The following is a 13,725-nucleotide window of genomic DNA, read 5'->3' as shown; positions in this document are numbered from 1 at the left end:
AGGCGCAGAACGCGCAGTGGTCGCCGATGAGTTCGCAGCCGCACCAGCGGCACTCCTCGCGCCGTACGGAGGACACCAGCCGGTGCAGCAGTGCCGGGTCGGGGATGGCCGCGGCGAACTCGACGAGCTTGCCGGTGCCCCACCAGCACGCGGACTCGGCGGGCAGCGGCACCTCGTGCGTCTCCTGGACCTGCCAGGACGGCGCGAGGACGGAGGAGACCCAGTCCCCGCCGAGCCGACCGCGGGCGAGGGTGAGTCCGGTGGGGTAGCCGGGCGGGCGCGGCACGGGGCCGGTGCCGTGCCGTTCGAGGTGGACGAGCTGCGGTTCGGGGTGGGCGAGGACCGCGAACTGGGCGCCGGGAATCCAGGACTTCATGTGGGAGCGCAGATCGACGGCGACCCGGTCGAGGCCGCCGACGGTGGCGAGCAGCGCCCCGGCGTGGACGTAGTGCGCCAGCAGCCGGGCGGCGCAGGCGAGCAGGCCGGGGCTGAGGGCGCCGAGCGAGAGCCGGCGCAGCTGGTGGGCGAGGACGGCGACACCGAGCGGCGGGAGGGCGAGCGGCACGATGGCGATGCGGTCGCTCTCCAGGACGGCGCGCAGGGTGTGCAGTCTGCGGATGTGGGCGGGCGGGCAGGCGGCGGAGTGCAGGACGACGAGGTGTCCGTGGTGTTCGAGGACGGCGCCCGCGTGGTTGACGGCCTCGTCGAGCGGTTGGCGTCCGGGGGCCTCGACGACGATGGCGGCGGGGGTGTGCCGGTCGGTGGCGGGCAGCGCGAGGTCGGGGCTGGTGACTGCAATCGCGGTCGGCACGTCGCTCCCCCACTCCTTTCGGCCTCCGGTGGCCCCGGGACCGCGGATCGGCACAGCTGAGCGCCATCGGCGCACTACGCCGTGCACTTTAACCACGGGACCGGCACAGGAGAACACGTTCCGGGCCACGAGCCGCGCCCTTCACCCGCGAGGGCGCCCGACCGCGCACCTGCCCGCCCTTCATCCTTTCTACGCACGTCAACGACACTGAATGACAAGCGTCTTGACACACAGATTGGTCTGGACCACCTTGGAGGGCAGCGCCAGGGCCCCGGACGCTTGTCGCACCTTCCCCCCACTCCCCACGGAGGCAGCGTGATCGGCGCACGACCAGGAACGTGGAAGAACCGGATTCTCGGCGGGCTGACGGCCGCCCTGCTGGCCTCGGCCGGGCTCTCCGGCAGCGCGCAGGCCGCCGCAAGCGCCCCGGCGGCGGGCGCCTCGGCCGTCCCCGCGCACGCCGTCACGGGCTACTGGCAGAACTTCAACAACGGCGCCACGGCCTTGAAGCTCAAGGACGTGGACAACGCGTACGACATCATCGCCGTGGCGTTCGCCGACGCGACCGGCACACCGGGCGAGGTCTCCTTCACCCTCGACCCGTCCCTCGGCTACGGCTCCCCCGACGACTTCAAGGCGGACATCAAGGCCAAGCAGGCGGCCGGGAAGTCCGTGGTGATCTCGGTGGGCGGCGAGAAGGGCGCGGTGTCCGTCAACGACTCCGCCTCCGCCGACAAGTTCGCCGCGTCCCTCGGCAAGCTGATGGACGACTACGGGTTCAACGGGGTCGACATCGACCTGGAGAACGGCCTCAACTCCACGTACATGACCCAGGCACTGAAGGCCGTGCACGCGGCGCACAGCGATGTCGTGGTGACGATGGCGCCGCAGACCGTCGACATGCAGTCGCCGCAGAACGAGTACTTCAAGACCGCGCTGGGCATCAAGGACTTCCTCACCGTCGTCAACATGCAGTACTACAACAGCGGTTCGATGAACGGCTGCGACGGCAAGGTCTACTCCCAGGGCACGGTGGACTTCCTCACCGCGCTGGCCTGCGTCCAGTTGGAGAACGGTCTCGACCCGTCGCAGGTCGGGCTCGGTGTGCCGGCCTCGCCGCAGGCGGCCGGCGGCGGCTATGTCGAGCCGTCCGTCGTCAACGCGGCGCTGGACTGCCTGACCAAGGGCACGGGCTGCGGTTCGTTCAAGCCGTCGAAGACCTACCCGGGTCTGCGCGGCGCGATGACATGGTCGGTCAACTGGGACGCGTCGAACGGCGGGGCCTTCGCCCAGCAGGTCGGCGCGCACGTCCACGGACTGTAGGACGTCTTCCGCTCCGGACCGGGGCCCGTGCCGTGCGGCGCGGGCCCCGGTCGTCGTCGTGCGGTGCCGGTCAGCGGCGGACGGCGGAGGGCTTGGGCAGGGTGCAGCCCGAGCGGTCGAGGTCGAGCTTGGTGCCGGTGGTGAAGCACTGGGGGATGCCGTACGTCTGTTCGGCGTAGTTGATCCCCTGGCGGACGGTGACCTTGCCGTTCTCGTCCACCTCGCACGGGTTGTTGACGGTGCAGCGGCCGCCGGACTCGTTGCCCGTGTTGTTGATCGCCGCGACCTTGCCGGTGGCGGTGTCGATCACCGGCGAGCCGGAGGTGCCGCCGATGGTCTTGCACTCCGGGGTGTAGCGCACGGAGTCCTTCCAGGTCCACTCACCCTCCTTGAGGGTGGGGACGAAGCCGTCGATGGAGCAGTTGTAGGTCTTCTTCCAGTAGCCGGAGACCACGCTGATCCCGGCGCCCTTGGCCGGGTGGTCGGTGGCGATCTCCAGCGGGCTGATGCCGAACTTCTGCTTGATCTGGGCGTAGGTCGAGCCGGTCTCGTAGAGGGAGACGTCGGTGTCGGTCATCGTGGCGTAGACGATGCGGGTGGCACGGAGGGTGCCGAGGTTGCCCGCCTTGCTGTCGAGCACGGTGAAGCTGCGGCTGGAGGGCTGGTCGGTGACGACCTCGCCGGCGCCGGGCATGCCGGACTCCAGGCAGTGGCCGTTGGACATGACCAGGGCCTTGTCGCCGTCCTGCGAGTCCGGCATCCGGACGAGGGAGCCGGAGCAGTTGCTGAGTGCGACGGTTCCGGCGAACGTGACCGCCTTGGCCTGCTGCCCGGCCGGTGCTATCGACTGCGGGTGGGCGGTGGTGGTGTGCGGGACGGTGGCGGCGCCGGCCGGTCCCGCGGCTCCGACCAGGGCCGCGGCACCGAGGAAGGCCGTGGCCAGGGCGCCGACGAGAGGTCTGTTCATTGTGGGGGTCCTCTCCGCTGAGTCACCGAAGGACCGTGACGGGCCTTCGGTTTTGTCGTGCGCATTGTTGGCGCCACGCGGCCGCGAAGCAATGAATTCGGCCGGATCGGTGGCAGGTTGGTGGTCTTGACAGCACCCGGTGCGGGGGAACGTCCCCTTCCGTCCCGGGCACCCGCCCCTGTCCGGTTCCGGCCCGGGCGGCGTTGACCGCCTCCCGCCGTGACCCGACACTGACGCCGTCTCTCCCCCCACTCCCCCTGGAGACCGCATGCGCAGCCCGGTCCGCGGCGCACGTGCCACCGCTCTCGCCGCCCTGCTCGCCCTCGCCCTCGGCGCGCCGCTCACCGCACAGGCGTACGACGCCCCGCGCCCCGGGCCGCCGCACCAGTACGCGGTGTCAGGTCCCGCCACCGCGGCGGAACGCGGCGCCCTCCTCGCCACCGGCGCCGCCGTCGACGAGGTGCGCCCCCGCTCCGTCGTCATCACCGCGGACACCGCGCAGGCCGCCCGCGTCCGCCGCCTCGGCCACACGGTCACGCGCCTGCCCGATCCGCCCGCCCCCCGCGCGGCCGCCCGCGCCGGGGAGTTCCCCGCCGGCTACACCGGCTACCACACCTACGAGGAGGCGACCGCGGAGATCGACGCCCTCGTCGCCCGGTACCCCGCGCTCCTGGCCAAGCAGGTCATCGGCCGTTCGCAGGAGGGCCGCGACATCCTCGCCCTCAGGATCGGCAAGGACGACGGCAGGGCCGGGACGAAGCCGGAGGTGCTGTTCACCGCGCACCAGCACGCCCGCGAGCACCTCACCGTCGAGATGGCCCTGTACCTGCTGCACGAGTTCACGTCGGAGTACGGCAGCGACCCGCGTGTCACCAAGATGGTGGACTCCCGCGTGATCTGGGTCCTGCCCGACCTCAACCCGGACGGCGGTACGTACGACATCACGGGCGGCCGCTTCCGCAACTGGCGCAAGAACCGCCAGCCGTCCCCCGGCTCCTCCCAGGTGGGCACGGACCTCAACCGCAACTGGTCCTACCGGTGGGCCTGCTGCGACGGCTCCTCCGGCGACCCCTCCGACGAGACCTACCACGGCCCGTCCGCCGCCTCCTCCCCCGAGGTGCGCACCGTCGCCGACTTCGTCCGCGGCCGCAGGAGCGGCGGGAAGCAGCGGATCACCGCGGCCATCGACTTCCACACCTACAGCGAACTGGTGCTGTGGCCCTACGGCTACACCCGCGACGACACCGGCCCCGGCATGACCCAGGACGACCACGACGCGCTCGCCGCCGTCGGCACCGCCATGGCCAGGACCAACGGCTACACCCCCGAGCAGACCAGCGACCTCTACCCGACCGACGGAACGATCAACGACTGGCTGTGGGGCGACCAGAAGATCTTCTCGTACACCTTCGAGATGTACCCCTCCTCCGCCGGCGCGGGCGGCTTCTACCCGCGCGACTCCGTGATCTCCCGGGAGACCGCCCGCAACCGCGAGGCGGTCCTGCTCCTCCTGGAGAACGCCGACTGCATGTACCGCTCCATCGGCAAGGAGGCGCGGTACTGCGCGAAGACCTGACGGTGTGCCGGGCGGCGGGGGCTCCCCGCCGCCCGGCCCGCTACACCACCAGGCTGACCAGCGCCGCCACCGCGAAGCCCACGACCGACAGGACGGATTCGAGGACGGTCCACGACTTGAGGGTGTCGCGCTCGGAGATGCCGAAGTACTTCGACACCATCCAGAATCCGCCGTCGTTGACGTGCGAGGCGAAGATGGAGCCCGCCGAGATCGCCATGATGATCAGGGCGAGATGGGCCTGCGACATGCCCTGGCCCTCGACGAGCGGCAGGACGATACCGGCCGTGGTGACGATGGCGACCGTCGCGGAGCCCTGGGCGACGCGCAGCACCACCGACAGCAGCCAGGCGAGGACGATGACCGGCAGCCCGACGTCGTGGAAGGTGTCGGACAGGGCGTCGGCGACGCCGCTGCCCTTGAGGACGGCCCCGAAGATCCCGCCGGCGCCGACGACCAGCAGGATGTTGCCGACGGGCTTGAGCGAGGACGTCGAGACGGTCTCCAGGGAGGCGCGCGACCAGCCGCGGCGGACGCCCAGCAGGTAGTACGCCATCAGCAGCGCGAGGGTCAGGGCGACGAACGGGTTGCCGAAGAACTCGACGACCGAGCGCGCGGTGGAGGGGCGCAGGGCGATCGAGGAGAACGTCGCCGCGAGGATGAGGACCAGCGGGGTGCCGATGATGGCGAGGACGGTGCCCAGCGGCACCGGCTTCTCCTGGGGCGCCGCGCCGGAGGCGGCCTGCTCGGCGCGGACCGCGGCACGGGCCTCCTCGGCGGCCTCGACCATGTCCTGCGGCACCTCGACGAAGATCCGCCGGCCGATCCAGGCCGCGTACGCCCAGCCCGCGAGGACGGCGGGGATGCCGCAGACGGCGCCCATCAGGATGATCCAGCCGAGGTCCACCTTGAACAGTCCGGCGGCGGCGACCGGGCCGGGGTGCGGCGGCAGGAACGCGTGCGTCATGGACAGGCCGGCCAGCAGCGGCATGCAGTACAGCAGCACCGACTTGCCGTGGGGGGTACCCCCTGCACCAAGCTTGTCGGGTGCTTGGGGGCGCTTGGCGGCCGCGTAGACGATCGGCGCGAGGACGAAGATGCCGACGTCGAAGAAGACCGGGATGCCGAAGATCAGGCCGGTCAGGCCCATGGCGAGGGGCGCGCGCTTCTCGCCGAAGAGGCGGAGCAGCCGGGCGCTGAGCACCTCGGCGCCGCCGGAGACCTCCAGGATCGCGCCGAGCATGGTGCCCAGGCCGATGATGATGGCGACATGGCCGAGGATGCCGCCCATCCCGGACTCGATCATCGAGACGGCGGCGGACTTCTGGACGGTGCCGAAGAGTTCGGTGACGGAGAGTCCGGCGGCCAGGCCGACGGCGATGGAGACGCCGAGCAGCGCCACGAAGGGCTGGAGGCGGACCTTGATGATCAGGACGAGGAGCAGGGCGACGCCGAGGACGGCGACGGTCAGCAGTCCCGCGGTGCCGGGTATCAGGGCCAGCAGCCCGCCGGTGTGCGGGGGCGGGGCGGTGGTGGCCGCGGCGGCAAGGTGCATCTGGTGACTCCGTTGTCAGGCCAGAGCGGCCCGGGGAGCGCCAGGGGCTGTCGTCACCCTCCCGCCGTCCGCCCGTCCGGTGCGTGCGGTCTCAGGGCAAGGGGTCGTACGGGGTCGGCCCGGCGGGGCGGAGGGCGTGCGTGCCGGGCGCCGTGCGGCGGGCGGGAGGGTGACGACAGGCCCTGGCGTCCCTGGACGGCGCGTCGGGCAAGGGGGAACCGCGGCACGGCGCCCGGTCGGTACCGGGTGCCGTGCCGTGCGGCGGAAGAGGCGTTAACGGCAAGGGAAGTGCTCTCGGGGCAGGTGGGGCGGGCCGCCGCGCGGTGCGGCGGCCCGGCCGCCGGGGTGGCTCAGCCGAGGACGGCGAGCGCGTCGATCTCGATGAGGAGGCCCTTGGGGAGGCCGACGTACACGGTGGTGCGGGCGGCCGGCGGCTGGGTGAGGCCCTGCTCCCCGAAGTAGGTGTCGTAGATCTCGTTCATCTCGGCGAAGTGGCCGGTGTCGGTGAGGTAGACGCGCATCATCATCACGTCGTCCCAGCTCGCGCCGCCCGCCTCCAGGACGGCCTGGACGTTGGCGAGGGTCTGGAGGGTCTGCTCGCGCAGGGTGGGGCCGGCCGGGGTGGGGGCCTGGCCCTCGACGGCGGGCAGGAAGCCGACCTGGCCGGCGACCTGGAGGATGTTGCCCTTCCTGACGCCGTGGGAGAACCGCGCGGGCGGGGTGGTGTGGGTGGCGGGGGTGATCGCGGTCTTCTCGCTCATGCTCGTGCTTCCTTGGGTGGGTGGGTGGTCCGGCCGGTGGCCGGGGCGGCGTCGCCGGGGGCGGGTGCCCCGGAGTACTCCCGGCTGACGGCGTCGGCGGTGCGGCGTACCAGCGGGAGAAGGGCGAGGAGTTCGTCCGCGGTGACGACGACGTTCGGCGCGGACACCGACATCGCGGCGATCACCCGTCCGTCCGCGCCGCGGACGGGGGCGGCGACGCAGTTGATGGACTCCTCGTGGCCACCGAGGTCGGTGGCCCACCCCTGTGCGCGCACCGCGGCGAGTTCGGCCAGGAAGGCCGTGGCGTCGGGTGTCGAACGGGGCGTGTACCGGGGGTAGTCGAGCCGTTCGGCGAGGGCGCGCCGCTCGGGCTCGGGCAGATCGGCGAGCAGCAGCTTGGCGACCGCGGCGACGGTTATCGCGACGGGCTTGCCGATCCGGGAGTACATCCGGACCGGGTAGCGGCTCTCGACCTTGTCGATGTAGAGGACCTCGTTCTCCTCCAGGACCGCGAGGTGGACGGTGTGCCCGCACTTCTCGTTGAGGGCGGCGAGGTGCGGGTGGGCGATCTCGCGGACGTCGAGGTTCTCCGCGGCCTGCTGGGCGAGGGCGAAGAGGCGGGCGCCGAGGCGGTAGCGCTGGTCGGGCTGGCGGTGGACGATGCCGTGCTCGTGCAGGGTGCGCAGCAGCCGCAGCGCGGTGGACTTGTGCACCCCGAGCCGGCCGGCGACCTGTTCGAGGTTGGCCGGCCCCTCCGCGAGCAGCGGAAGGATGCTCAGTGCGCGGTCGACTGTCTGGCTCATGGTGCTGGTTCCTCCACCCGTGCGGCGTGCACCCCGTCGGTCGTCCATCCGGGGCCGAGTCGCAGTGTGCCCCAGGCCGCGTCGTCGAGGGCGGCGAGGTGGTCGGCGAGCGGGCGCGGCGGCGGGGTGCCGAGGTCGCCGGGGACGGTGAGGGAGGCGGCGGCCATGAGGTGCCCGTGGCGGATGCGGGTGGCGACGGGCAGGGCGCGGAGGGTGGCGGAGAGGAATCCGGCGGCGAACGCGTCGCCCGCGCCGACGGCGGCGACGACATCGACGGTGAGGGCGGGGACGAAGGTGGTGGTGTCGGTGCCGTCGGGGCCGCGGTGGTGGACGGTGGCGCCGTCGGCGCCCTGTTTGACGACGAGGACGGCGGGTTCGGGCAGGGCGGCGCGTACGGCGCCGGGGCAGTGCAGGTCCCAGGCGGCCGCGGCCTCGTCCTCGCCGACGAAGACCAGGTCGCTGCCGCGGGCGAGGTCGAGCAGGGTCCCGGGTCCGTGGCCGGCGCGGCGCCAGAGGCCGACGCGGTAGTTGACGTCGAAGGAGACGAGGGGGCGGCCGGGGGTGCGGCGGGTGAGGGTGCGGACGAGGTCGCGGCAGCCGTCGGAGAGGGCGGGGGTGATGCCGGTGAGGTGCAGGACGCGGGCGCCTTCGAGGGCGCCGGGGGCGAGGCCGTCGGGCGTCATGGCGGAGGCGGCGGACCCGGCGCGGTAGTAGACGACCTCGGCGCGGCCGGGTTCCTCGCCGTCGGCGCCGGTGGCGCGTTCCCCGGCGGTGCGGAAGTAGACGCCGGTGGGGCGGTCGGGGTCGCGCCGGACGTGGCGGACGTCGACGCCGTGGGCGGCGACGGCGGCCAGGAGGTGGTCGCCGAAGCCGTCGGTGCCGACGCGGGAGACCCAGCGGGTGGTGTGTCCGGCGCGGGCGAGGAGGCAGGCGACGTTGGACTCGGCGCCGCCGATGCCGCGGTCGAAGGAGGGGACGTCGGCGAGCGGGCCGGGGCGGGTGGGCCGGAAGGTGACCATGGACTCGCCGAGACAGACGACGTCGACGTGGTGGTCCGCGCTGTCGCCGGTGTTCGGGGGCCTGGTCACGATCGGGGGTGCTCCTTCGCTTCCTGTTGCCTTCGCCGCGTACGGCCGGGTGGCGGGGCGGTGCGGTCCGCCCGCGTCGTGGGGCGCCTGACGGGCCGTCGGCCGTACGTTGCCTGCCATTGACCCGGTGATGGCCCGGATGTTAGACAGCAGTAAGCGACATGCGCAATGGCCGTTGCAAAAGATGCAACACAGGCTCCGAGGAGGCCCCATGACCGGCGGACGGCTCGCACAGGGAGCGGGGGAACTCACCGCCGAACGGATCGACCACCGCTTCAAGGGTCTTCCCCCGGACACCGACGGCCGCACCGTCGGCGAACTGGCCGCCGAACGCCGCAACCTCTTCCGCGACGGCTTCACCACCCCCGTCCTGGCCCTCTCCGCCGAGGCCGTCGCCCACAACCTCGCCCAGATGGAGCGCTACGCCGCCCACCACGGCCTGGCCTTCGCCCCGCACGGCAAGACCTCCATGGCCCCCCAGCTCTTCGCCCGCCAACTGGAGCACGGCGCCTGGGGCATCACCGTCGCCGTCCCCCACCAGGTCCGCGTCTGCCGCGCCCACGGCGTCCCCCGCGTCTTCCTCGCCAACGAGGTCGTCGACGCCGCCGCGCTGCGCTGGCTCGCCGCCGAACTCGACGCCGACCCCGGCTTCCGCCTCGTCTGCTACGTCGACTCGGTGCGCGGCGTCGCGCTGATGGACACCGCGCTGCGGGAGGCCGGCGCGTCCCGCCCGGTGGACGTCGTCATCGAGCTGGGCGCGGGCGAGGGCGCCCGCACCGGCGCCCGTACCGAGGACGAGTGCCGCGCGCTCGCCGACGCCGTCGCCGCCACGGACACCCTCCGCCTGGTCGGCGTCGCCGGCTACGAGGGCGAGGTGCCCGACGCGACACCGGAGCGGGTGACGGCATGGCTGCGCCGGCTGGTCGCGCTGGCCGTGGAGCTGGACGGGGACGGCCGCTTCGCCGGCCTCGACGAGATCGTCGTCAGCGCCGGGGGCAGTGCCTGGTTCGACGCGGTCGCCGAGGTCTTCGCCGAGATCCCCGCGCTGTCGGCCCCCGTCCTCAAGCTGCTCCGCTCCGGCGCGTACATCTCGCACGACGACGGCCACTACCGCCACCTCACCCCCTTCAACCGCGTCCCGGAGGAGGGCGCTCTGGAGCCCGCCTTCCGCCTGTGGGCCCAGGTCGTCTCCCGCCCCTCCCCCGGCCAGGCGTTCCTCAACGCGGGCAAGCGGGACGCGGCCCACGACCTCGACCTGCCGTCGGCCCAGGTCGTCCGCTCCGCCCGGGACGGCGTGGTGCGCCCCGCCACCGGCATCACCGTCACCGGCCTGTCCGACCAGCACACCTGGCTCGCCACGGAGCACGGGGACGCCCTGGAGGTCGGCGACTGGGTCGGCCTCGGCCTCTCCCACCCCTGCACGTCCTTCGACAAGTGGCAGCTGATCCCGCTGGTCGAGGCGGACGGCACGGTCACCGACCTCGTCCGCACCTTCTTCTGACCCGCCGCCGACGGCGCGCACCGCCCCTCCACGAAAGGCAGCCCACGATGGACACCGTGTTCCGCGACGTCCGCGTCATCGACGGTTCCGGTGGTCCGTCCCACCGCGCCGACGTCGCCCTGGACGGCGGACGGATCGCCGCCGTCCACCGGGAGGCGGACGGCGGGCCCCGCCCCACCGCGCGCCGCACCGTCGACGCCGCCGGTCTCGCCCTCGCGCCCGGCTTCATCGACATGCACGCCCACAGCGACCTCGCCCTGCTGCGCGACCCGGCGCACGAGGCGAAGGCCGCCCAGGGCGTCACCCTGGAGGTCCTCGGCCAGGACGGCCTGTCCTACGCGCCGGTCGACGACCGCACGCTCACCGAGGTGCGCTCCCAGATCGCCGGCTGGAACGGCGGCGGCCCCGGCGACACCTCCGTCACCTTCGACTGGCGCACCGTCGGCGAGTACCTCGACCGCCTCGACCACGGCTTCGGCGGCGAGGGCATCGCCGTCAACGCCGCGTACCTCATCCCCCAGGGCACCGTCCGGATGCTCGCGATGGGCTGGGACGACCGCGCCGCCACCGACGGCGAGCTGGCGCGGATGCGCCAACTGGTCGCCGAGGGACTGGAGCAGGGCGCGGTCGGCCTCTCCTCCGGGCTGACCTACACCCCCGGCATGTACGCGTCCGACGCCGAACTCACCGAGCTGTGCCGGGTGGTGGCCCGCTACGACGGCTACTACTGCCCCCATCACCGCTCCTACGGGGCCGGTGCCCTGGAGGCGTACGAGGAGATGATCACCCTCACCCGTGAGGCGGGCTGCGCCCTCCATCTGGCCCACGCCACCATGAACTTCGGCGTCAACAAGGACCGGGCGCCCGAACTGCTGCGGCTGCTGGACACCGCCCTCGACGCGGGCGCCGACATCTCCCTCGACACCTACCCCTACACCCCCGGCTGCACCACGCTCGTCGCGATGCTGCCGAGCTGGGCGAGCGAGGGCGGCCCGGAGGCGACGCTGGCCCGGCTGCGGGACGACGCGACGGCGGACCGTATCCGCCACGCCATGGAGGTCGAGGGCTCCGACGGCTGCCACGGTGTGCCCATCGAGTGGGACACCATCGAGATCTCCGGCGTCACCGACCCGTCGCTGGGCGACCATGTCGGCCGGACCGTCGCCGCGAGCGCCGCCGCGCGCGGCGAGGACCCCTGGACCACCGCCCGCCGGCTGCTGCGGGACGACCGCCTCGGCCCGACGATCCTCCAGCACGTCGGCCACGAGGACAACGTCCGCCGGATCATGCGCCACCGGGTGCACACCGGCGGCAGCGACGGCATCCTCCAGGGCGACAAGCCGCACCCGCGCGCCCACGGCACCTTCCCGCAGTACCTCGGCCGCTACGTCCGCGACCTGGGCGTGCTCTCCCTGGAGGAGTGCGTCGCCCATCTCACCTCCCGCCCGGCCGCCCGGCTGCGGCTGCCCGACCGCGGTCTGGTCCGTGAGGGGTACCGCGCCGACCTGGTCCTCTTCGACCCGGACACGGTCGCGGCCGGCGCCACCTTCGACGCCCCGCGCACCCTGCCGACGGGCATCCCGCACGTCCTGATCGACGGCCGGTTCGTCGTCGAGGACGGGCGGCGGACCGGTGTCCTGGCCGGGCGCGCGGTCCGCAGGACGCCCGCCCGGGGGTGAGCGCGACGGAATCCGCACCCCTCTCCGCTCCTCACACCCCGTGAGGAACCCCACACGACCGGCTGATGAACGCGGGCGATATCACCCTTTCGCCGCCCCCGTCCGGTCGTAGAGTGGCGGGCATGCAGGTGATCCAGTCGTCCAAGCTCGCCAACGTCTGCTACGAGATCCGTGGCCCGGTGCTGGAGGAGGCGATGCGGCTGGAGGCGGCGGGTCATCGCATCCTCAAGCTGAACACCGGCAACCCGGCGGCGTTCGGTTTCGAGTGCCCGCCGGAGATCCTGGAGGACATCCTCCGTTCGGTGGGCACGGCGCACGGCTACGGTGACGCGAAGGGCCTGCTGTCCGCCCGGCGCGCGGTGGTGCAGCACTACGAGACCAAGGGCGTCGACCTCTCCGTCGACGACGTCTATCTGGGCAACGGCGTCTCCGAGCTGATCCAGATGTCGATGCAGGCACTGCTGGACGACGGGGACGAGGTCCTGGTCCCGGCCCCGGACTACCCGCTGTGGACGGCCTCGGTCTCGCTCGCGGGCGGTACGGCCGTGCACTACCGGTGCGACGAGCAGGCGGACTGGATGCCGGACCTCGCCGACATCGAGCGCAAGGTCACCGACCGCACCAAGGCCATCGTCGTCATCAACCCCAACAACCCCACGGGCGCGGTGTACGACGAGACGCTGCTCAACGGCATCGCGGAGATCGCCCGCCGCCACCGGCTGATCGTCTGCGCCGACGAGATCTACGACAAGATCCTCTACGACGGCGTCACCCACACCCCGTTCGCCTCCCTCGCCCCCGATCTCCTCACGCTCACCTTCAACGGGATGTCCAAGGCGTACCGGGTGGCGGGCTACCGCAGCGGCTGGATGGCGGTCTGCGGCCCGAAGGCGCACGCCTCCTCGTACATCGAGGGCCTGACGATCCTCGCCAACATGCGGCTGTGCGCCAACATGCCGGCCCAGCACGCGGTGGCCACCGCCCTCGGCGGCCGGCAGTCGATCAACGACCTGGTGCTGCCCGGCGGCCGGCTGTGCGAGCAGCGCGACACCGCGTACGAGCTGCTGACGCGGATACCGGGCGTGAGCTGCGTCAAGCCGAAGGGCGCTCTCTACGCCTTCCCCCGGCTCGACCCGGCGGTCTACAAGATCAAGGACGACCGGCAGATGGTGCTGGACCTGCTGCGCGCCGAGAAGATCATGATCGTGCACGGAACGGGCTTCAACTGGCCCGAGCCGGACCACTTCCGCCTGGTCACCCTCCCGTCCAAGGAGGACCTGACGGACGCGGTGACCCGGATCGGCACCTTCCTGGACGGCTACGGGCAGTACTGACGCGCCGCGATTTCCGCCACCCCGTCGGACGGGGCACAACTTTAGACGAAGTCCAAGTTAGGATGGTCTCCTGAACGTCGTCAGGAGGCTGTCCCATGTACGAACCGATCCGTTCCCCGTCGGTCCACACCATGGCCGCCACCCCGGGAATCCCGCGCCGTTCCCGAGAGGAGGAGCTCGACACCCGGCTCGCCGGACAGCTGACCGCACTGCTGACCGTCACCGACGAACTGCGCGCCCTCGCCCCGCGCACCACCGGCCACGCCCTGGACGCCACGGAACTCTCCCGCGCCGCCGACCGCATCGCCGCCCAGGTCACCCGCCTCAGCG

Annotated in this window: 11 protein-coding genes and 1 pseudogene; 6 read left to right on the top strand and 6 right to left on the bottom strand. The window is 72.5% G+C overall.

What is annotated here, in order from left to right:
• Positions 1 to 811: pseudogene (locus tag AC51EU_RS18995) on the bottom strand (hypothetical protein); the annotation flags it as partial.
• Between the two features lie 318 nt (positions 812 to 1,129).
• Between AC51EU_RS18995 and AC51EU_RS18990 the strand changes: the two are divergent.
• Complete coding sequence (locus AC51EU_RS18990; RefSeq protein ID WP_496268186.1) at positions 1,130 to 2,134, top strand: chitinase; 1,005 nt, start codon at positions 1,130 to 1,132, stop codon at positions 2,132 to 2,134.
• A 70-nt stretch (positions 2,135 to 2,204) separates the two neighbouring features.
• Here the strand turns inward: AC51EU_RS18990 and AC51EU_RS18985 are convergent, their stop codons facing one another.
• Positions 2,205 to 3,101 (bottom strand): S1 family peptidase, encoded by an 897-nt coding sequence (locus AC51EU_RS18985; RefSeq protein WP_496268184.1) that lies wholly within the window; start codon positions 3,099 to 3,101, stop codon positions 2,205 to 2,207.
• A gap of 268 nt (positions 3,102 to 3,369) precedes the next feature.
• Here AC51EU_RS18985 and AC51EU_RS18980 point away from each other — a divergent pair, with 268 nt between their 5' ends.
• Positions 3,370 to 4,677, top strand: a complete 1,308-nt coding sequence (locus AC51EU_RS18980; RefSeq protein ID WP_496268183.1) for a M14 family metallopeptidase — start codon at positions 3,370 to 3,372, stop codon at positions 4,675 to 4,677.
• A gap of 40 nt (positions 4,678 to 4,717) precedes the next feature.
• Here AC51EU_RS18980 and AC51EU_RS18975 read toward each other — a convergent pair whose 3' ends face one another.
• From AC51EU_RS18975 to AC51EU_RS18960, 4 genes are all read right to left on the bottom strand, one after another.
• Positions 4,718 to 6,229: a GntP family permease gene (locus AC51EU_RS18975; RefSeq protein ID WP_496268182.1), complete on the bottom strand. Its 1,512-nt coding sequence runs from the start codon at positions 6,227 to 6,229 to the stop codon at positions 4,718 to 4,720.
• A gap of 350 nt (positions 6,230 to 6,579) precedes the next feature.
• Complete coding sequence (locus tag AC51EU_RS18970) at positions 6,580 to 6,990, bottom strand: RidA family protein (RefSeq protein ID WP_496268181.1); 411 nt, start codon at positions 6,988 to 6,990, stop codon at positions 6,580 to 6,582.
• On the bottom strand, positions 6,987 to 7,793 hold the full coding sequence (locus AC51EU_RS18965) for an IclR family transcriptional regulator (protein ID WP_496268180.1): 807 nt from the start codon (positions 7,791 to 7,793) through the stop codon (positions 6,987 to 6,989). Before AC51EU_RS18965 ends, AC51EU_RS18970 begins: the two co-directional genes overlap by 4 nt.
• Positions 7,790 to 8,812 carry a sugar kinase gene (locus AC51EU_RS18960; protein WP_496268185.1) on the bottom strand — a complete coding sequence of 341 codons (1,023 nt, stop codon included), beginning with the start codon at positions 8,810 to 8,812 and terminating at the stop codon, positions 7,790 to 7,792. Before AC51EU_RS18960 ends, AC51EU_RS18965 begins: the two co-directional genes overlap by 4 nt.
• 280 nt (positions 8,813 to 9,092) lie before the next feature.
• Between AC51EU_RS18960 and AC51EU_RS18955 the strand changes: the two genes are divergently transcribed.
• The 4 genes from AC51EU_RS18955 to AC51EU_RS18940 all read left to right on the top strand — a co-directional run.
• Positions 9,093 to 10,382: an amino acid deaminase gene (locus tag AC51EU_RS18955; protein ID WP_496268179.1), complete on the top strand. Its 1,290-nt coding sequence runs from the start codon at positions 9,093 to 9,095 to the stop codon at positions 10,380 to 10,382.
• Between the two features lie 47 nt (positions 10,383 to 10,429).
• The gene (locus AC51EU_RS18950; protein ID WP_496268178.1) at positions 10,430 to 12,061 is read left to right on the top strand and encodes an N-acyl-D-amino-acid deacylase family protein; all 1,632 of its coding nucleotides are present in this window, start codon (positions 10,430 to 10,432) and stop codon (positions 12,059 to 12,061) included.
• A gap of 122 nt (positions 12,062 to 12,183) precedes the next feature.
• On the top strand, positions 12,184 to 13,395 hold the full coding sequence (locus AC51EU_RS18945) for a pyridoxal phosphate-dependent aminotransferase (RefSeq protein ID WP_496268177.1): 1,212 nt from the start codon (positions 12,184 to 12,186) through the stop codon (positions 13,393 to 13,395).
• A 95-nt stretch (positions 13,396 to 13,490) separates the two neighbouring features.
• A partial coding sequence (locus AC51EU_RS18940) for an SCO4983 family protein (protein WP_496268176.1) occupies positions 13,491 to 13,725 on the top strand: 235 nt, incomplete at its 3' end.

It is taken from the genome of Candidatus Streptomyces philanthi, assembly GCF_059553635.1.
Note: the sequence above shows the minus strand (reverse complement) of the source record. Positions and strands in the feature narration are given on the sequence as shown.

Coding starts and splice junctions, on each gene's coding strand:
- AC51EU_RS18985 (WP_496268184.1), bottom strand. CDS start 3,101: ATGAACAGACCTCTCGTCGGCGCCCTGGCCACGGCCTTCCTCGGTGCC.
- AC51EU_RS18965 (WP_496268180.1), bottom strand. CDS start 7,793: ATGAGCCAGACAGTCGACCGCGCACTGAGCATCCTTCCGCTGCTCGCG.
- AC51EU_RS18945 (WP_496268177.1), top strand. CDS start 12,184: ATGCAGGTGATCCAGTCGTCCAAGCTCGCCAACGTCTGCTACGAGATC.
- AC51EU_RS18960 (WP_496268185.1), bottom strand. CDS start 8,812: ATGGTCACCTTCCGGCCCACCCGCCCCGGCCCGCTCGCCGACGTCCCC.
- AC51EU_RS18955 (WP_496268179.1), top strand. CDS start 9,093: ATGACCGGCGGACGGCTCGCACAGGGAGCGGGGGAACTCACCGCCGAA.
- AC51EU_RS18970 (WP_496268181.1), bottom strand. CDS start 6,990: ATGAGCGAGAAGACCGCGATCACCCCCGCCACCCACACCACCCCGCCC.
- AC51EU_RS18975 (WP_496268182.1), bottom strand. CDS start 6,229: ATGCACCTTGCCGCCGCGGCCACCACCGCCCCGCCCCCGCACACCGGC.
- AC51EU_RS18950 (WP_496268178.1), top strand. CDS start 10,430: ATGGACACCGTGTTCCGCGACGTCCGCGTCATCGACGGTTCCGGTGGT.
- AC51EU_RS18980 (WP_496268183.1), top strand. CDS start 3,370: ATGCGCAGCCCGGTCCGCGGCGCACGTGCCACCGCTCTCGCCGCCCTG.